This window comes from Aurantimonas sp. C2-5-R2, from assembly GCF_036549495.1.
Lineage (GTDB): Bacteria > Pseudomonadota > Alphaproteobacteria > Rhizobiales > Rhizobiaceae > Aurantimonas > Aurantimonas coralicida_A.
On the sequence record NZ_JAZHLJ010000013.1, the window covers coordinates 79,663 to 98,182 of the forward strand.

The following is an 18,520-nucleotide window of genomic DNA, read 5'->3' on the forward strand; positions in this document are numbered from 1 at the left end:
GAACCAGGAGAGCCGATATGCTCGATCGCCCCACGGTCACCGCCCCCGCGCTCGACGATAGTTTTCGGCGCGGGCCGGCCAAACCCGATCTCATGACCGTCGAAGAAGCCAAGGCGCTCGACGTGCAGTCGATGGCCGACCTCTTCAAGGACCACATCAATCCCGGCCAATTCCATTTCATGAAACTGCTCGGCTTCAACAAGGTGAAGGTCGAGAGCGCCGAGGGGATGTATTACATCGACCAGAACGGCCGGAAGATCCTCGATTTCTTCGGCGGTTTCGGCTCGCTCGCCTTCGGTCACAACCATCCGCGCATTCTGGCGGCGCGGCAGCGCTTCCAGAACGAAAAGCGCCACGAGATCGCGATCGCGTTTCTCTCTCAATATGCGGCGGCGCTCGCCAAGAACCTCGCTGCCTGTTCGCCCGGCGACCTCGACATGGTGTTCCTCGGCTCGTCCGGGTCGGAAGCGATGGAGGCGGCGATCAAGGTCGCCGAGCGCGCCTCGGGCCGCAAGAACTGCAAGATCGTCCATGCCGAGAATTCATTCCACGGCAAGACCAAGGGCGTCCTCTCGCTGACGGATTCGCCGCTCTACCAGGGTGAGTTCAAGCTGGTCGGCAACACCTGCAAAGTCCCGTTCGGCGATCTCGAGGCGCTGACCAACGCCATTCGTAGCGATCCCGACATCGGCGTCGTCGTACTGGAAACGGTGCAGGGTGGCGGCGGCATCATCGGCGCCCCGACCGCCTATTGGCAGGGCGTGCGGGCGCTGTGCGACAAGCACAACGTCCTGTGGGTCGCCGACGAGGTACAGTGTGGCTACGGGCGCACCGGTCGCTTCTACGCCTTCGAGCATCACGGCGTGGTGCCGGACGTCACCGCCCTTGCCAAGTCGCTCGGCGCCGGCAAGGCGGCGGTGGGCGCGATGATCGCCAGGCGCGAGGTCTATATGAAGGCCTATGGTACGCCGAAGACGGCGATGATCCACGCCCAGGCGACCTTCGGCGGCATCGGCGAGGCCTGCGTCACCGCGATCGAGGGCCTCAATGTCCTCTACGACGACGATTTGATCGGCAATGCCGACGAGGTCGGGGCGCATCTGCTGGCCCGCCTCAAGGAGATCAAGTCGCGTTACCCCTCGATCATCAAGGACGTGCGCGGCCAGGGGCTGATGGTCGGCCTGGAGTTCCATGATTTTTCGCGCACATTGCCGCTGGCACTGCGCCCGATGGTGGCGATCCTCGACGAAAAGCTCAAAGGCTCGCTGTCGGGCTTCATCGGAGCGTTGCTCCTGCGCGACTACGACGTCTTGGTCGCCTTCACCGAATACAACCGCAACGTCATCCGGCTGGAGCCACCGTTGATTTGCGGCGAGGAGCATGTCGACCAGTTCTGCGACGCGCTCGATGCGCTGCTGGCACGCGGCATCGTCGCGATCGTCAAGGACTTCATCAAGTCGCAAATGAACTGACCAACCGACGCCGCGCTTGCGCGGCGTCGCCATCTTCGTTCCAGCACCCGCGAGGGATTGAGCCATGAGCCTTGCCGAAAACATCGCGACGCCGGTCGATTGGCAACCCGTGCGCCATCTCGGCTCGAGATTGCGCGCCATGCTCTCGCCGCGCGTCGTCGGGGCCGCGGCAATCGCGGTGTTCGCGCTGGTCGTGTTGGCCACGGCCTTCTTCGCGCTGGTCAAGCCCGAATATAATTGGGACATGGCACCCTACATCGCAGTCTCGCTGGAGGACCGCATCAGTGATCCGGTCGAACTTCACCGCCAGGCCTGGACCGGCATCAAGGCGCGGGCGTCCGAGGCGCAGTGGTACGAGCTGAGCGAAGGCAACGCCTACAATGCCGACCTGTGGCAGAACCCCGACCACTTCGTCTCGCAACTGCCGATGTACCGGGTGAAGATCGGCTATCTGCAGACGGTCCGCTTGCTCGATCGCGTCATCGATCCGGTTTTTGCCACCGTCCTGGTCAGTTCCCTTTCCGCCCTTGCCGTCGGTCTCTTCCTCCTGTTCTGGATGGTTCGGCATGGATTTGCCGAATCCGGCCTGCTGCTTGCTCCGATCCTGCTGCTGGCCGGCTATTTCGACATGGGTCTGCTGGCGACACCGGACATGTACATGGGCGCGTTCGGCCTTGTCGGTATCTATCTCATGGTCAAGAACCGGCCATGGGCCTCGGTGCCGTTTCTTGTCGCCATGTACCTCGTGCGGCCAGACGGGATCATCTTCCTGTTCGCGCTGCTGCTGGCGGCCCTGGCCTTCGGCTACGCGCGGCTGCCGGCACTTGCCGCCTTCGCCGTGGCGGTCGTCGCCTATCCGCTGATCGCACAGGCCGCGGGCCACCCCGGCTGGTGGCCGCATTTCTATTTTTCCAACGTGGCGCTGCAAAACGACATGGCGGGTTTTTCGCCGGCGTTCAGCGTCATCGATTATCTGCGCGGCGTCGTCCGCGGTGTCAGCGTCGCCTTGCGCATGAACAACTGGCCGGCAATCATGGCGCTATTGCTCTTGGGATGGCTGATGCTCGTCCTCAACGGCCGCGCGCCGGCGCGCCGCGCCGCCATGATGCTGACGGCGATCGTCCTGTGCTTCCTCGGCAAGTTCGTCACCTTCCCGCTGCCGGACGATCGGGTCTACTTCATGTTCGTTGCGGCCTTCGCGATCATCCTCCTTGAAGCGTGGAAACCACGTCTGTCGGAGTTGCCCCCGCCGCGCGCGGCATCGCGGATGTCGCAAAGAGGCTGAAACCGCCTGGAGCATTCCGCTAGGGTTGTCCCGAGAGGCGGTGTGTCCGCCGGTGAGGGATAAGCTCGGAGCGGCAGGTATGAATTCACGGGCGCGCGCGGTGGTGATCGGCGGTGGGGTGGTCGGGGTCTCGACGCTCTATCACTTGGCGAAAAAGGGCTGGACCGACAGCGTTCTGATCGAACGCAAGGAATTGACCTCGGGCTCGACGTGGCACGCGGCCGGGCTCCTGCCGCTGTTCAATATGAGCTATTCGGTTGGCCAGCTGCACAAATATTCGGTGCGCTTCTACCGTGAGCTTCAGGAGGAGACCGGCATGAATGTCGGCTTCTCCAATGTGAGCAACATCCGTCTCGCCCGCACCAAGGACCGCTGGGACGAGTATATGTATTATGCCGGGGTTGCCGAGACGCTCGGCGTGCCCGTGAAACTGCTCAGCCCCGACGAGTTGAAGGAAGTCTGGCCGCTCTGCGAGACCGATGGCATCCTCGGAGCGCTACAGCATCCCGAAGACGGCTACATCCAGCCGGCGGACCTGACCCAGGCGCTGGCCAAGGGCGCCCGCGATTTCGGCGCCACCATCCATCGCAACACCGCCGTCACAGCCATCGAACAACTCGCCTCCGGCGAGTGGAAGATCACCACCGACAAGGGCGAGATCGTCGCCGAACACGTCATCTCGGCGACCGGAAACTTTGCCCGGCGGACCGGCGCGATGGTCGGGCTCGCCGTGCCGGTCATCCCGGTCGAGCACCAATATATCGTCACCGAGCCGCATCCCGCCATCGTCGAGCGCAAGCGCCAGGGCCTGCCGGAGATGGGAGTCCTGCGTGAGAGCGATTCCTCCTGGTACATGCGCGAGGAGAACGGCGGCCTCATTCTCGGCCCCTACGAGGTCGGCGCGCCCTGCTGCTATCTCGACGGACCCGACAAGGAGAGCGAGTACGAACTGTTCCAGGAGGATCTGGACCGCCTGATGCCGCATATCGAGACCGCGATCGCGCGTGTGCCGGCGTTTGGCGAGGTCGGTATCAAGAAGGTCTATAACGGCGCCATCGCCTATACGCCCGACGGCTCGCCCATCGTCGGCCCGGCGCCGGGCCTGAAGAACTTCTGGCTCAACGAGGGCCATTCCTTCGGCATCACCGCGGCCGGCGGAGCCGGCTGGCAGATCGCCGAATGGATCGTCGACGGCGAACCGACCGTCGACATGATCGGCGTCGATCCGCGCCGTTTCGGACCTTACGCGGGCGAGGGCTATCTCCGCGCCAAGAACGAGGAGGCCTATGCCAACGTCTTCTCCGTCCACTACCCCGATGAGGAACGCGCCGCCGCGCGGCCGTTGAAGACCTCGCCTTCCTATGAGCGTCAGAAGGCGCTCGGCGCGGTGTTCGGGTCGGTCTATGGCTGGGAGCGGGCGAACTGGTTCGCGCCGGACGGCTACGCGGTGCCGGAGGCCGAACTCGACGTCGGCGCCGATGTCCTGATGAAGCACAACCACGCGCCGGTCGATCACACCGGTCGGATTCGCGAACGCTGGTCGTTCCGCCGCTCGAACTATTTCGAGCTGGTCGGCGACGAGGTGAGGGCGGTGCATGAGGGAGTGGGCCTGCTCGACATGACGCCCTTCGCCAAGGCCGTCGTCACCGGGCCGGGCGCCGCGAGTTGGCTCGACGGCCTTCTCGCCAACCGCATCCCGAAAAAGACGGGCCGCATCGCGCTGTGCCATCTACTGACGCCGGCAGGCGGCGTGCGCTCGGAGTTCACCGTCTTCAAGGCCGGTGAGCAGAGCTATTATCTCGTATCCGGCGGCGGTTATGAATCCATCGACCACGACATCCTGCAAAAGGCGCTGCCGGACGACGGCAGCGTTCAGATGTATCCGGCCACGACACGCCTCGGCGTCCTGGTGATCGCCGGGCCGCGCTCGCGCGATGTTCTCGCCAAGCTGACGCGCACGGATCTCACCAACGCGGCGTTTCCCTGGCTGACCGGCCAACGCATCTCGGTCGGGCCGGTTCGCCTCGACGCGCTGCGGGTCAATTTCGTCGGCGAGCTTGGCTGGGAGTTGCACCACCCGATCGAAATGCAGAACGCGCTCTACGACATGTTGTTGGAGGCCGGCGCGGAGTTCGGAATCCGGCCCTTCGGCATCCGGGCGATGGGCAGCATGGCGCTGGAAAAATCCTATCGCCAATTGCCGCGCGAACTCTCCATCGAATACAATGCGTTCGAGTCCGGTCTTGAGAGATTCGTTCATCCAAACAAGGGCGACTTCATCGGCCGTGACGCGGTGGTCAAGGCGCGCGAGGCCGGTCTGCGCTGGCAGTTCGCGACGCTTGAAGTCCATGACGTCGGCGACGCGGACGCGCGCGGCTCGGAGCCGATCTACGCCGACGGGGAACTGGTCGGCCGGGCGACGAATGGCGGCTACGGCTGGCGGGTTGGCAAGAGCCTGGCGCTGGCCATGCTGAAGCCGGAACACGCGGGCGAGGGGACGCGGCTCCAGATCAAGATCCTCGGTACGCTGCATGACGCGACCGTGGTCGGCGAGAGCCCGTTCGATCCGAACAATGAGCGGCTGCGCGGATAAGCACAGGCACTCTCGCGGTCGGACCGGATAGTCCGGCAGGTGCACAGGTCGGGCGGATCGTGACAATTTTTTGTCTTGCGCGATGGCGCAATTGGCGTGACGATTTCGTCATGCGCTGCCGACTCGTCGCCTTCGTCGCTGTCTTCCTCCTCGCGGTCATCGCGGGGATAGATGGCTTTGCGTCGGCGACGGCGCAACTGCGTAGCCTTGGCGACTTGGGTACAAACGACCAACGGGCACCACAAGAAGGCCAGAAAGTTGACGTCGAACTCGTCCTCGCGGTCGATGTCTCATGGTCGATGGATCATGGCGAGCAGGAGATCCAGCGGGAAGGATATGCCGCGGCATTCCGTAGCGAGCCGGTCCAGCGAGCGATCATGGAAGGCGGCTACGGCCGGGTCGCGGTTACCTATATAGAGTGGGCCGGGATGTTCTCCCAATCGATCCTCGTGCCGTGGACGCTGATCGATTCCAAGGCGAGCGCTGAAGCGTTCGCCTATCGTCTGGCAAGCGAGGAGCCGGAGCGCCAGCGGCGAACCTCCATCGCATCCGCGCTCGATTTCATCGCGCCACTGTTCGATCGCAACGGCTTCGATGGTCGCCGGCGTGTCGTCGACATTTCCGGCGATGGACCGAACAATCAGGGGCGCATGGTCACCGCCGCGCGCGATGCGGCGGTCGCCCGCGGCATCACGATCAACGGCCTGCCGCTGATGACGTCAGGCGGCGGCTTCGGCTGGAGTTCGATCCCCGATCTCGACCGCTATTATACGAACTGTGTGATCGGGGGACCCTCGGCCTTCATCATCCCGGTCAACGATTGGTCGCAGTTTCCCGAGGCGGTGCGCCGTAAACTGGTGCTCGAACTCGCCGGCAACTGGCCCGACGATCAAGCGAATGACCCAGCAACCGTTATTCCAGCGCAGAACGCCTCGGCCGCCGACTGTCTGATCGGCGAACGGCTGTGGCAACAGCGCCAGCAACGTTGGATCGAGGATTTCCAGTAGGGCAGGGCCGGGGGAGGCGCCCCCGATCAGGCCGGAGATGGCGCGGCGCGTCCGGCCCGTTCCTGCTGCGGCGAGCGCGAATAGAGTTCGCGGTAGCATTTGGAAAAATGCGACGCGGAGACGAAACCGCTGGCGACGGCGATCTCGACGATCGGCAGTTGCGATTGCATCAGCAGGTGCCGGGCTCGATCGAGCCGAATCTCCAGATAGTAACGCGCTGGCGAGCGGCCCATCTCCTTGTCGAAGAGACGCTCGACCTGCCGGCGGGAGAGGCCGACGGCGCGGGCGATCTCGACCAGCGACAGCGGATCGGAGAGATTGGCTTCCATGATTTCGATCACCCGCAGAACCTTGGCATGTTGAACGCCGAGCCGCGCGCGCAGCGGCAGTCGCTGCCGGTCCTGCGGGCCGCGCACTCTGTCGGTCAGCGCCTGCTCGCAGACCCGGTTGACCACGTCCTCGCCTTGGTCCTCGCCGATCAGGGCGAGCATCATGTCGAGTGAGGCCGTGCCGCCGGCGCAAGTGTAGATGTTGTGGTCGATCTCGAAGAGATCGGCATAGACGTCGGCGCGCGGGAAGGCTTCGGCAAAGCCCGGCATGTTCTCCCAATGGATGGCGCAGCGGCGGTCGGCGAGGAGACCCGCCCGCGCGAGAATCCAGGCGGCGGTGCACAGGCCGCCGACAGAGATGCCGCGCTGATGGGCCTCGCGCAGATAGGAGAAGGCCGCCTTGTCGGAGAAATCCTCGACCAATACGCCGGAGCAGGCGAAGACCATGGATGGCCGTCTTTCGCCGGGCAGCGCCCGGCGCTCAGCCTCCACGGAACTTGTCACCGCCACTTCGACGCCGTTCGACGCGCGCACCGGCGCGCCGTCGGTCGAGGCGAGGCGCCAGCGATAAATCTCGCGGTCAACGATGCGGTTGGCGATCCGCAGCGGCTCGATCGCGGTCGCGAAGGCGATCATGGAGAAATTCGGAACGAGCAGAAACACGATGGTCCGCTTGGGCGCGGCCTCGCTCATCGTATCGTCAATTCTGGTCGTTTGGCCGCTCCCAAAGCGCGGCTGACCAGTCGGGGCTGACGCGATCCTCATCGGCAAATGCCTCCGACCCTAACGCGACCGGCGATGGTCTCGCTTCCACGACATTGCGACCACGCGGTCGAATCGCGCGAGATTGCGCGGGATTGTTTCCGCGCGCAAGCGACGTCTTTCACTTTCAGGCCGGAGCATAGCCAAATTGTCGGTGGGCTGATTATCCCGGCAGATCGTCTTCGGGATTGCCGCTGTCATATTCGAGCAGCATCGGTCGGCGCGGCCTTGGGCATCGACGCCGAGGCGTCGCCTGACACATCTGCTGCGAAAGGCGGCGTCCATGAGCTCGGATTCGCTCATTCCCAGATGAGCCACGAGATGCAGGAGCGTACGTTTGCCCTGACCGCCGCCAGCCGTCTTTTCGTCGGCAGATACTGCTCGAGGCGCAGACGCTTCTGACGGCGTTCCCACACGTATCGACCAAAAGCCCATACCGCGACCGTCGCCGTGAGGATTGCCGCGATATTCGACAATGCTCCCAGCAGGGTCATGGCAAAAGCCTCATCGCTACTCTACTTCTTGCGGGCCTTGCGAGCGGCGTATTTGGCGTCGCGGGCCGCCTTGCGGGCGGCTTCGTCGGCGACCATCTGCGCCATCGGCCGGTTTTTCTCGGCCTTGGCGGCTTCTTCCGCGGCCAGGCGCTCGGCTTCCTTCTCGGCCTTGCGAGCGGCTGCCTCGCGGGCTTTGGCTTCGGCCTCGGCGCGCTTCTTGGCCTGACGCTCCTCGCGAGCCGCGACGATGGCGGCGCGCTCGGCGCGGCGGGCTTCGGCGGCGGGGTCGTTCTGCTTCGCCTTCATCTTTTCGAGAAGGGCGGCTTTCGCTTCTTGCGCGGCTGTGCGGCGTTCGACGAAATCCGCACCCTTGGGTTTCAAAACTGACATGGACCAATCGTAATTCGTGGAAAAGGGTTCGCTCGCTCGTTTTTCGGGCGTCGACGCCTTGGGGGATAAGCCGCCAGCGGCGCCGCGTCAATCGCAACGGTCTGGTTCAACGGGGAGGGCGACCGCCGCGACGGCGCCGGGGCGCGTCACCTTCGGCTTCGCCGGAGCGCCGGATCGGCCGGCCCTCGGCATCGCGGTTGGGCAGCCTCTGCACCTTGACCAGTTCGGGATAGGCGTCGCGCTTGTTCGGAAACGCCATGGCGGCGACGAAATGATCCTGGAAGGCGGGCTCCAGCGCGGTCTCGACCTTCTGGATGCGCTTGACCACCGCCTCGATCTCGCGGCGATAGGACCGGTTCAACAGCGCCATGCGCGCGCCGGCGCCCGCCGCATTGCCGACCGAGCCACATTTTTCCACGTTACAGTCGGGCACCAGTCCGAGGACCATGGCGTATTTCGGCTCGATGAAGGAGCCGAAGGCGCCGGCCAGCGCGATGCGGTCGATGGTGTCGGACTCACCTGCAGCGCCGAACTTGTCGATCAGCAGCTTGATGCCGGCGTAAAGCGCCGCCTTGGCGAGCTGGATAGCGCGCACGTCGGTTTGCAGGATGCTGATCGTCCGGGCGGACGTCGCGTGGAGGACATAGGCGAAGGTGCGCCCCTCCGGGACAATGCGGGACGAGCGGGCGGCAAGCGATCCGTCGATGATTCCGTCTTCGGTGATGATGCCGGCGAGAAACATTTCCGCGATCACCTCGATGATTCCGGAGCCGCAAATGCCAGTGACGCCGGTCGATTGCGCGGCGGCGGCAAAGCCCGGATCGTCGGACCAGCCATCCACCCCGATGATCTTGAAGCGGGGCTCCAGCGTCTCCGGATCAATGCGAACGCGCTCGATGGCGCCCGGCGCGGCACGCTGCCCGGAGGAAATTTCTGCGCCTTCGAAGGCCGGACCGGTCGGCGAGGAAGCGGCCAGAAGCCGCTGCCGGTTGCCGAGCACGATTTCGGCATTGGTGCCGACATCGACGACGAGCATCGTCTCGTCCTGGCGATGCGGGCCTTCCGAGAGCGTGACGGCCGCCGCGTCCGCGCCGACATGGCCGGCAATGCAGGGCAGGAGATAGGCGCGGGCCGCCGGATGCAGGCTGAGATCGAGGTCGCTGGCCGGCACGGCCAGAGCGCCCGACACGGCCAGCGCGAAGGGCGCCTGGCCGAGTTCGGTGGGATCGATGCCGAGGAAGAGATGATGCATGATCGGATTGCCGACGAAGACGCAATCCATGATGTCGGCCGTGTCTACGTTGGTTTCGGTCGCGACCTCCTCGACCAGCCTCTGGATCGCCTCGCGCACCGCCTTGGTCATTTCCGGCCGGCCACCGGGGTTCATCATCACATAGGAGACGCGGCTCATCAGATCCTCGCCGAAGCGGATCTGCGGGTTGGGCGTGCCGGCCGAGGCAATGGTCGCGCCCGACAAGAGCGACGACAGATGCAGCGCGATCGTCGTCGAGCCGATATCGACGGCGATGCCGTAGGCCTCGTTCTTGAGACCGGAATAGAGTCCCATCAGGCGTGGGCGTTCGTCGTCGCGATCCTGGGCGATTGCGCAGGTGACCTTCCAGGCGCCGTCGCGCAGCGTCTTCTGGACATGGGGAAGAATCCCCGGATCGACGATCGGCGCCGAGATGCCCCAATCCTTTTCCAGCGCCACGAAAATGCGATCGAGATCGCCCAGCGGCGCGTGCATGTCGGGCTCGACGACCTCGACGTAAAGCAGCCTGATCGCCGGGTCGCGCGGAAATTCGCGCGTGTCGACCGCCTTGCGGACGACCGCCGCGTTGACCGCCATGTCGGACGGCAGGTCGATTACGAGGTCGCCTTCGATTGTGGTGGAGCAGGAGAGCCGGCGGCCGGGCTTCAGGCCGCGTTTGGCGGCATAGCGCTCTTCCTTGGCCGACCAGGCCGAGAGGTGATCGGCCGCCGAGGTGATCTTGTGCTTGGCGAAGATACCCTCGGCGACCTCGATCTGGCAGCGGCCGCAAATGCCGCGCCCCCCGCAGACGCTATCGACATAGACGCCGAGCGAACGCGCCGCCTCGATGACCAGCGTGCCTTTCGCGAAGCGGCCGCGCTGGCCGGACGGCATGAACAGGACGAGGGGATCTTGCTGGGTCATCGTGCCGCCATCAGCCTGGAACCGTGCCGGCCCTCGCCCTTCGAGGCTCGCTGCGCTCGCACCTCAGGATGAGGGCGCTGACGGACGCGCCATCAGCGCCGGAAAGCCGCGGACATGTCACTTCGACAATCTCTTGCGATTGGCGCGCACGCGCTTGGTATAGGGTTTCAGGCCCGCGGACAGGATCGCGTCGCCATGGTTGGAGTGGCTGCCGCGTCCCGTCACGGCGCCGAGCGTGGCCTCGGTGATGGCTTCCATCGCGGCCATGTTCATGGCGACAAGCGATTCGCCCGCCGCCTGCACCTTCTCGCCGACCATGCGCGAAATCTCATCGCGGTCCGTGGCCGTCGGGGAAGCGGCCGACATCCAGAATTGCATCATGCGGTTGCCGATCACGAAGGGTGACAGCATCATCAGCGTCGACATTTCGGAGCTGCTCTTTGGAGCAACGGAAAGCGACAGGCGGCGGCGGGTCATCAAGCGAATTCCTTTCGGGGTGTCCCTTCGGTCGGGACTGTCCCGCGAGAAACGTTCGGCGACACCAAACAGTCGCAGCAGCGGCCAAGTTTATTTCGCACTTGCGAAAAGAATAACGCCGGTCGCGGACGGTCCGTAGCCTTTGATGCGGCGCTCGCCGAGCCGCCGGCCCCCATCAGGACTGCGCCATCCGGGCTTCCCGACCGCCGCGTCGCCGGCCGCTGCCGGATGGCGCGGCGGCTGAACCGGCTGCGACCATCGTCGCGGCTGGTTGGACATCGCGGTAGTTGCGGATCCAGCTTCCGCAGGACGGATCGTTGCCCATCAAAACGTTGGCGGCGCGAACCGCCTCCATCTCCTGCGGCCGGCAGGGATTCATGATCGCCGAGGTCATGCCGGCGGCAATCGCCATCGGCAAGAAGGCGGCGTTGATACCGTGGCGGTGTGGCAGGCCGAAGGAGATGTTGGAGGCGCCGCAGCTCGTATTGACGCCGAGCTCCTCGCGCAGGCGACGCACCAGCGCGAAGACCTGCCGGCCCGCCGTGCCCATCGCACCGATCGGCATGACCAGCGGGTCGACGACGATGTCGCACGGCTTGATGCCGTAGTCGGCGGCATGCCGGACGATCCGCTTCGCGACCTCGAAGCGCACGTCCGGATCTTCGGAAATTCCGGTTTCGTCGTTGGAGATGGCGACGACCGGCACGTCGTATTTCTTGATCAGGGGCAGGATCGCCTCGAGCTTTTCCAACTCTCCGGTGACGGAGTTGACCAAGGGCCGCCCCTCGGCGACCTCCAGCGCTGCCCGGATGGCGGAGGACACCGAGGAATCGATCGAGATCGGTAGATCGGTGAGGCTTTGGACGAGGCGGATGGTCTGGACCAGCAGCGGCGGCTCCGAGACGTTCGGGTCGACGGCCGTGACCCCGGCATTGACGTCGAGCATGGTCGCGCCCGCGGCAACCTGTTCCAGCACGTCCCTGGTGACGGTGTCGAAATTGCCGGCCACCATCTCGGCCGCGAGCTTCTTGCGCCCGGTCGGATTGATCCGTTCGCCGATGACGCAGAATGGTTCGTCGAAGCCGATTACGATCTCCCTCTTGGCGGAGGCGACGACGGTACGGGTCATGGGCGGTCTTTCGGGTGACGGGGGCTCAAGGATGATTCGGTTCGGCTGGGGATCAGCCGTGCTGGCGCTTGATGTCGCGGCTGAAGGACGAGGCCTGGTTTGGCCAGGAGGCGCGTTCGGTCAGCCACTCGGCGGATTTCACCAGACCGCCGAAGGGAAAGACATGAATCTGCCGGACGGGCGAGTCCAGCGTCGCCTGCCAATGCCGCTCGATCGGCCCGACCACAGCTTCCGGCGAATGGGTCGTGGCGAGCGCGGTCAGCGCCAACGCACGCTTCTTCAGGAAGGCGACGGAGTTGCCGACACCGCACATCGCGGCGTATTTGATCAGCGTGGTGATCTTGGCGGGTCCGGCGACGCCCAAATGGATCGGCAGGCCGATGCCAGCTTCCTTGATGGCCAGCGACCAGTTGATGAACTCGTCCGCATCGAAACCGAACTGGGTAACGATGCGCATATGCGCCCCGGTGCGCTCGCCGAAATCGCGTTTGAGCCGCAACGCCTCTTCGGCGGTCGCGGCCGAGAAGTCGGGCGAGCCCTCGGGATGGCCGGCGACACCGACATCGCGGATTCCGTAGCGGTCGAAGAGGCCGCTCTCCAGAATCTCCATGGTCGAGGTGAACGGTCCGGCCGGACGATCGAGGCCGCCACCGATCACCAGCATGTCGTCGACGCCGGCCTCTTCGGCATAGGCCCGGATACGGGTCTCCAATTCGTCGCGACTGCGGATGCGGCGCGCCGGAATATGCGGGACCGGCGCATAGCCGAGGTCGGAAATTCGTTTCACCGCGCGGATGAAATCCTTGACGGAGTCGACACCGACATCGGTCAGATAGACCTTGGTTCCGGCGGGAAACAGATCGGGCAGCTCGCGCGAATCCAGCGCCTGCTTGGGAGCGACTTCGATCGAGGCGGGGATATGATGCCGCGGCAACGGCAGATCCTGTATCATGGCTCGCGCCCCTCGTTTGCGACCAGCGCCGCGAGGCGGTCCCGGTCGTAGCGTTGATCGAGTTCGGACAATCTGTTCGTGGCCTCGGCTTCGAGGTCGTCCGCTTCGCAGGCCGCGCTTTCGCGCCGCCATTCGGCGAGATAGGCCTCGGAATCCTGGGCGCCGACGCGCATGGCGCAGCGGTCGATCGCCTCGATGAAGCGTATCGGCAATTCGCGACGCGCCGCCTTGCGTCCCTGGCGGACGATCACCTGGGCGGGAATATCCCGCCAATAGACGATTTGCGTTTCGGCCATGCCGCATCTCCCACGCCCGGCAATGTGCCGGGAGACGCTGTCGGAGGATATGCCGGACGCGACGACGCGCGGCGGCTTTGCGACATTCGGCGCCTGACGGGCGATCTGGAGAATTTTTTGAGGATCGGGAGCGATCGTTCGACCGCATCGACGCATCCGCTGCTTAGCCAAGGACCCCGACCCAACCAGTGCCAAATTCGACCCTGTCCGGCACGCGCCATGCGGCCGGATCGGTCAGAAAATCTGCATGACCGCGAGGGCTGCGGCACCGTAGACACCGCCCAGAACGGCGACCGATGCCACCCCGAGAAGGATGGAGGCAATCAGCCAGAGACCATCGCGGGCGGTGATCGCCACTCCGGCGAGAGCGATAGCGACGCCGGGCGCCATGTTGGTCAGTGGAAAGGGAAGCGCCACCAGTGCCGCCATCAGAAAGCAGAACCAGCCGACCGCGACAAGCAGCACCCATTCAGGCTCGGGCCAATAGCGATGCCGTGCGAGGCGCTCGATCCAGCGCAGCGTCGGTCCGATCTTGCGCATCCCCATGCCGAGCGTGTCGGCGCTGAGGCGGATCCGATGGATACGGCCAGGCAGCCAGAGCCGGTGGCGGCCGATCGCAAGCTGCAGGGCGAACAGCATGAGCGGTATCCCGAAGAGCAGCGAGGCGCCCGGCGGGAGCGGAACCAGATTGAGCCCGCCGAGCAGAATGAAGAATGCCCCATACGCTCGCGAATCGAAGGCCTGGGACAATTCGCCCAGCGTTGGACCGGTCCGGTCGCGATGGGTGTAGCCCCGCAGAATGGCGGAGATGCGTCGTTGCCGCTTGACCCCGCGTCGCCGCAGCGATCGTCGAATGTTTGAGAAGGCGGCGGGTGACACGGTGGATACTCGGTAAACTGGGTTTGCGGAACGGATCGCGGAGCTGAATGGCATGAGGCAGGCAATGCCAAACCGCCGACACGGCCTCCCCCTTAATCAAGGAGTCCGCAAACACTATGACGGGGTGGATATTAAATCGGCGTTTCGTTGGCAAACATCAAGCGGCTGCGTTGGCTGGTCGCCAACCGATTCCCATGTCGATGTGACTAATCGATACCCCTCGAGGCGCTTTGCGAGATCCGCGTCAGCCCGTCGCAAGCTGGGGCCGGGCGGCGCCGGCTGCGGTGGCGATCGCGTCGACGAGATCGCCATAGCCGACGAAGCGCCGCTCGTGCGCGAGCCCGAGACGATCGGCGATCGCGCGTGCGCGGGCATCGAGCTCGGCGTCGTCGGTCTGGGCAATGTGGACGACGCGTTCGTAATTGCCGAACAGCATCGCCGTCATTTCGGGATAACGGTCGAGGCGAAACGGCTTGGCGATGAACGCGTCGAACTGACGGGCGAGAAAATCGGTAAGCCAGAAGGTGGTCATGTTGGCATCGCCTTCGGCGGCGAAGCGGTCATTGCCGAGGAAAAAGGAATAGCAATGCGGGCCGGCAATGCGCTCGACGCCCTGGCGTTCGCAGACCGCGTCGAGATGGCCGCCAGTGCCGCAATCGGCATAGGCGATAAAAATCCTGGACGCGCCCCGGTTCCGGGCCTTGAGGATGGCTGCTTCGACGGCTGGCGCGATCTTTTTCGGCGCGTTGTGAAGAACGGCCGGCAGGCAGGTGAGGTCGACATGGTCGAGGCCGTTGGCAGTGAGGATGGCGACAATCTCCCGCGCGATGGCGCCGCAGGCGATGACCGTGAGCCGCTCGACATTGTCACGGGAGGGCGCGGTGGCGTGGGCGGGGCCGTCGAACATCAGCCTTCCAGATGAAAATGTCGCGAGGGAGCGGAACCGGCGTAAGTCTCAGCCGTTTTTCCGTCACATTCTCGAAACGGAGAAAACAGCATGGCCCAACGCATCGTAATATTGTCCGGGGTTCTTGTCGGGGCGCTTCTACTTTCCGGTTGCGCCAACACGGTGCGCGGGGTCGGCCGCGATCTTGGCAATACCGTCGACGCAACCGGGGCGGCTGTGAGGGACGTCGCCGAGTAGACAGCCGGCGAGCGCGACGATGAACCGGCGCGGAGCCTTCGGGCCGCCGCGCCGTTCTCATGGGCGGTGCGAGCGGGGAGCGGCGAGATATCCGACCTGTTCATTGCCGGCCAATGCACGCCGTGTCAGCGTCGGCATGAGGGGCAGGCTGGATGACCGGCGTCATGCCGGTCGCAGCTGATTGTGCTTGCGCGCCATCAGCTCCTTGGCGATCTCGACCGTAATAGCCGCATCGCGGCAATAGGCGTCGGCGCCGACCTGATTGGCGAAATCCTCGTTCAACGGCGCGCCGCCGACAAGGACGATATAGTCGTCGCGGCGACCCTTCTGGACCAACGTATCGATCACCACCTTCATGTAGGGCATCGTCGTCGTCAGCAGCGCCGACATGCCAAGGAATTCCGGCTGGTGCTCGTCGAGCGCGGCGAGGTACTTGTCGACGTCGATGTTGATACCGAGGTCGACGATCTCGAAGCCGGCGCCCTCCATCATCATGCCGACGAGGTTCTTGCCGATGTCGTGGATGTCGCCCTTGACAGTGCCGATGACCATCTTGCCTTGTTTCGGCGCACCGGTCTCGACCAGCAGCGGCCGCAGAATCTTCATTCCGGCCTTCATGGCATTGGCCGAGAGAAGCACCTCAGGCACGAACAGGATGCCGTCGCGAAAATCCTCGCCGACGATCTGCATGCCGCCGACGAGCGCTTTGGTCAGGACGTCGTAGGGTGTCCAGTCCCGTCCGAGGAGGATGTTGGTGCCTTCCTCGATTTCCTCCTTCAGCCCGTCGTAAAGGTCGTCCTTCATCTGGGCGACGAGGTCGTCGTCGGAGAGCTCGGCCAGTACGATCTCGTCGTCATCCGCCGTGATGGCACTCCTCACCAGCGGCCTCTCCCGAGGCCTTATTAGGGAACGGTGTCGGCGCATGTCGGGCGCTTCGCACCGCATCACGATCGAGAGTAGGGCAAAGGGCGGTAAACAAATCTTCCGGCTGCGACATTGCCGATGCCGAAAACGACGTCCGCGCCACGGATACGCTTGCCGAGCCAGCCCGGCGACTGTCCTTCGCGCGTCACCGATCTTCGCATCCGGAACGGCGAGCGGGATTTGTCCTTTTACAATCGGCTGTGATTGCCGCGTATGCTCGCGGGAGGATGTCGGCCGGGGAGGGTGCAGAGCCCGGCCGGCGCCAGCGGACAATGCCAGGAGACGACGGATGAGCGACGTGACCGGACAGGCCCCCGAGGCGATGGAAGCCGAGAGCGGTGCGGCGGGCGGACGACGCGGGCGCGGCGGTGGCGGCGGCGCATCGGCTCGGCGCGCGGCCCGCACCCAGTCCGGGTCGGGACCAAAACTTGCCTATATCCGCCGGTCGCTTCCGGAATACGAGGTGCTCGACGAGGAAGGTCTGGCCCTGATCGAGGCGAATGCAGACACGGTGCTTGAGGAGATCGGCATCGAATTTCGCGACGACGCGGAAGCGCTGGCGATGTGGAAGGAAGCGGGCGCCGACGTGTCCGGAGAGCGGGTGCGTTTTCCCAAGGGGCTTTGCCGCGAACTGTTGAAGACAGCGCCGCGGATTTTCACCCAGCACGCCCGCAATCCGGAGAACTCGGTCGAGATCGGCGGCAAGGCCACGGTGTTCGCGCCGGTCTACGGTCCGCCTTTCGTGCGTGACCTCGACGGCGTGCGGCGCTACGCAACGATTGAGGATTTCCGCAACCTCGTGAAGCTCGCCTATATGGCACCGTCGATCCACCATTCGGGCGGCACGGTGTGCGAGCCGGTCGACATCCCGGTGAACAAGCGTCACCTCGACATGGTGCATGCGCACATGACGCTGTCGGACAAGCCCTTCATGGGCTCGGTGACGGCGCCGGAACGGGCCGCCGACACGATCGAGATGTGCCGCATCCTGTTCGGCTCGGATTTCGTCGATCAGAACACCGTTGTCATCAACCTGATCAACGCCAATTCGCCGATGACCTTCGACGGCACCATGCTGGGCGCGCTGAAGGTCTATGCCCGGGCGAACCAGGCCTGCATCGTCACGCCCTTCATCCTGGCCGGGGCCATGAGCCCGGTGACGGTCGCCGGCACCTTGACGCAGGTGCTCGCAGAGGTGCTGGCGGGCGCCGCCTTCACCCAGCTTTGCCGGCCGGGCGCGCCGGTCGTGTTCGGCACTTTCGCCTCGTCGATCTCGATGCAGTCTGGCGCGCCGACCTTCGGATCGCCAGAGCCGGCGCTGGTCTCCTATGGCGCGGCGCAGCTCGCGCGCCGGCTCGGCCTGCCGTTCCGCACCGGTGGGTCACTCTGCGCGTCCAAGGTGCCTGATGCCCAGGCAGCCTACGAGAGCGCCAACACGCTGAACTCGACGGTGCTGGCGGGCACCAACTTCGTGCTGCACGCTGCCGGCTGGCTCGAGGGCGGGCTGGCAGCCTGCTACGAGAAATTCGTCATGGATTGCGATCAGCTCGGCATGATGCAGGCAATGGCGCGCGGGGTCGACTTGTCCGAAAACGGCCAGGCCATGTCGGCGATCCGCGAGGTCGGGCCGGGCAGCCATTACCTCGGCTGCCAGCACACCCAGGACAATTTTCAGACGGCGTTCTATCGCTCGTCCATCGCCGACAACAATTCCTTCGAGCAGTGGTCGGCCGAGGGCGCGTTGCGCGCCGAGAACCGGGCCAACCAGCTTTGCCGGCGCTGGCTCGATGCCTATGAGGCGCCCGCGCTCGATCCCGGCGTCGCCGAGGCGCTTTCCGGCTTCATCGCCAAGCGCAAGGAGTCCGAGCCCGACGCCTTCGCCTGAAAGGGACAGGCGGACCCGGCCGCCGCAAGCGAAGCGAACGCCGCCGCGAAAGTTGGCGCGACGATTCACCGTGCGGTTTGGAAGGGGCTGCAGAGCTGATTTGGGCCCGCCTTAGCCATGCTTATACAAGCTCACACGGAACGGTTGCGATGAACCGTTGATCGGTTATGTTCGTCGGGCGGCAAGCTGACCGGGCGGCTCCAGGGATCTCGGTGAACAAGCGTTTCCTTCTGCTGGGCTAGAGCGTCAGGCGATTAATCTGCAACATAGCCAGCGGCCTTGAGGTAGTTCCAACATTCTTCGGGCTCGAACAGGTCGCAGATGTT

Annotated in this window: 17 protein-coding genes; 6 read left to right on the forward strand and 11 right to left on the reverse strand. The window is 64.7% G+C overall.

Annotated features, from left to right (window positions below; genetic code table 11):
* Window positions 1-17: 17 nt before the first annotated feature.
* From VQ044_RS08775 to VQ044_RS08790, 4 genes are all read left to right on the forward strand, one after another.
* Complete coding sequence (locus VQ044_RS08775; RefSeq protein WP_327646560.1) at window positions 18-1,472, forward strand: aspartate aminotransferase family protein; 1,455 nt, start codon at window positions 18-20, stop codon at window positions 1,470-1,472.
* Window positions 1,473-1,536: 64 nt separating this feature from the next.
* Window positions 1,537-2,757, forward strand: coding sequence for a hypothetical protein (locus tag VQ044_RS08780; RefSeq protein ID WP_327646562.1), 1,221 nt, complete (start codon window positions 1,537-1,539; stop codon window positions 2,755-2,757).
* A 79-nt stretch (window positions 2,758-2,836) separates the two neighbouring features.
* Window positions 2,837-5,350, forward strand: coding sequence for a GcvT family protein (locus VQ044_RS08785; RefSeq protein ID WP_327646564.1), 2,514 nt, complete (start codon window positions 2,837-2,839; stop codon window positions 5,348-5,350).
* A gap of 110 nt (window positions 5,351-5,460) precedes the next feature.
* The gene (locus tag VQ044_RS08790; protein ID WP_327625100.1) at window positions 5,461-6,357 is read left to right on the forward strand and encodes a DUF1194 domain-containing protein; all 897 of its coding nucleotides are present in this window, start codon (window positions 5,461-5,463) and stop codon (window positions 6,355-6,357) included.
* Between the two features lie 26 nt (window positions 6,358-6,383).
* On the opposite strand, the gene VQ044_RS08795 is transcribed toward VQ044_RS08790, so the two are convergent.
* From VQ044_RS08795 to VQ044_RS08840, 10 genes are all read right to left on the reverse strand, one after another.
* Window positions 6,384-7,379, reverse strand: a complete 996-nt coding sequence (locus VQ044_RS08795) for a GlxA family transcriptional regulator (RefSeq protein ID WP_327625101.1) — start codon at window positions 7,377-7,379, stop codon at window positions 6,384-6,386.
* Window positions 7,380-7,747: 368 nt separating this feature from the next.
* A complete protein-coding gene (locus VQ044_RS08800) occupies window positions 7,748-7,942 on the reverse strand; it encodes a hypothetical protein (RefSeq protein ID WP_327646565.1) in 195 nt (64 codons plus the stop codon).
* A gap of 21 nt (window positions 7,943-7,963) precedes the next feature.
* Entirely contained in the window at window positions 7,964-8,332 is a 369-nt protein-coding gene (locus tag VQ044_RS08805) for a DUF6481 family protein (protein ID WP_327625103.1), read from the reverse strand.
* 106 nt (window positions 8,333-8,438) lie between these two features.
* Window positions 8,439-10,508, reverse strand: coding sequence for an ASKHA domain-containing protein (locus VQ044_RS08810; RefSeq protein WP_327646566.1), 2,070 nt, complete (start codon window positions 10,506-10,508; stop codon window positions 8,439-8,441).
* Window positions 10,509-10,625: 117 nt separating this feature from the next.
* Window positions 10,626-10,985 carry a hypothetical protein gene (locus VQ044_RS08815; RefSeq protein ID WP_327646568.1) on the reverse strand — a complete coding sequence of 120 codons (360 nt, stop codon included), beginning with the start codon at window positions 10,983-10,985 and terminating at the stop codon, window positions 10,626-10,628.
* 175 nt (window positions 10,986-11,160) lie between these two features.
* On the reverse strand, window positions 11,161-12,114 hold the full coding sequence (locus tag VQ044_RS08820; protein WP_327646569.1) for a methyltetrahydrofolate cobalamin methyltransferase: 954 nt from the start codon (window positions 12,112-12,114) through the stop codon (window positions 11,161-11,163).
* 52 nt (window positions 12,115-12,166) lie between these two features.
* Window positions 12,167-13,066 (reverse strand): methylenetetrahydrofolate reductase, encoded by a 900-nt coding sequence (locus tag VQ044_RS08825; RefSeq protein WP_327625107.1) that lies wholly within the window; start codon window positions 13,064-13,066, stop codon window positions 12,167-12,169.
* Window positions 13,063-13,362 carry a virulence factor gene (locus VQ044_RS08830; protein ID WP_327625108.1) on the reverse strand — a complete coding sequence of 100 codons (300 nt, stop codon included), beginning with the start codon at window positions 13,360-13,362 and terminating at the stop codon, window positions 13,063-13,065. Before VQ044_RS08830 ends, VQ044_RS08825 begins: the two co-directional genes overlap by 4 nt.
* A 234-nt stretch (window positions 13,363-13,596) precedes the next feature.
* Complete coding sequence (locus VQ044_RS08835) at window positions 13,597-14,241, reverse strand: exopolysaccharide biosynthesis protein (RefSeq protein ID WP_327626349.1); 645 nt, start codon at window positions 14,239-14,241, stop codon at window positions 13,597-13,599.
* A gap of 244 nt (window positions 14,242-14,485) precedes the next feature.
* The gene (locus VQ044_RS08840; protein ID WP_327691005.1) at window positions 14,486-15,148 is read right to left on the reverse strand and encodes a DUF1638 domain-containing protein; all 663 of its coding nucleotides are present in this window, start codon (window positions 15,146-15,148) and stop codon (window positions 14,486-14,488) included.
* A 90-nt stretch (window positions 15,149-15,238) separates the two neighbouring features.
* On the opposite strand from VQ044_RS08840, the gene VQ044_RS08845 reads away from it, so the two are divergent.
* Window positions 15,239-15,385, forward strand: a complete 147-nt coding sequence (locus VQ044_RS08845; RefSeq protein WP_327646573.1) for a hypothetical protein — start codon at window positions 15,239-15,241, stop codon at window positions 15,383-15,385.
* Between the two features lie 162 nt (window positions 15,386-15,547).
* Here VQ044_RS08845 and VQ044_RS08850 read toward each other — a convergent pair whose 3' ends face one another.
* Window positions 15,548-16,189, reverse strand: coding sequence for a corrinoid protein (locus tag VQ044_RS08850; RefSeq protein WP_327646576.1), 642 nt, complete (start codon window positions 16,187-16,189; stop codon window positions 15,548-15,550).
* A 442-nt stretch (window positions 16,190-16,631) separates the two neighbouring features.
* Here VQ044_RS08850 and VQ044_RS08855 point away from each other — a divergent pair, with 442 nt between their 5' ends.
* Window positions 16,632-18,194, forward strand: coding sequence for a trimethylamine methyltransferase family protein (locus tag VQ044_RS08855; RefSeq protein ID WP_442872888.1), 1,563 nt, complete (start codon window positions 16,632-16,634; stop codon window positions 18,192-18,194).
* The last annotated feature ends 326 nt before the right edge of the window (window positions 18,195-18,520 follow it).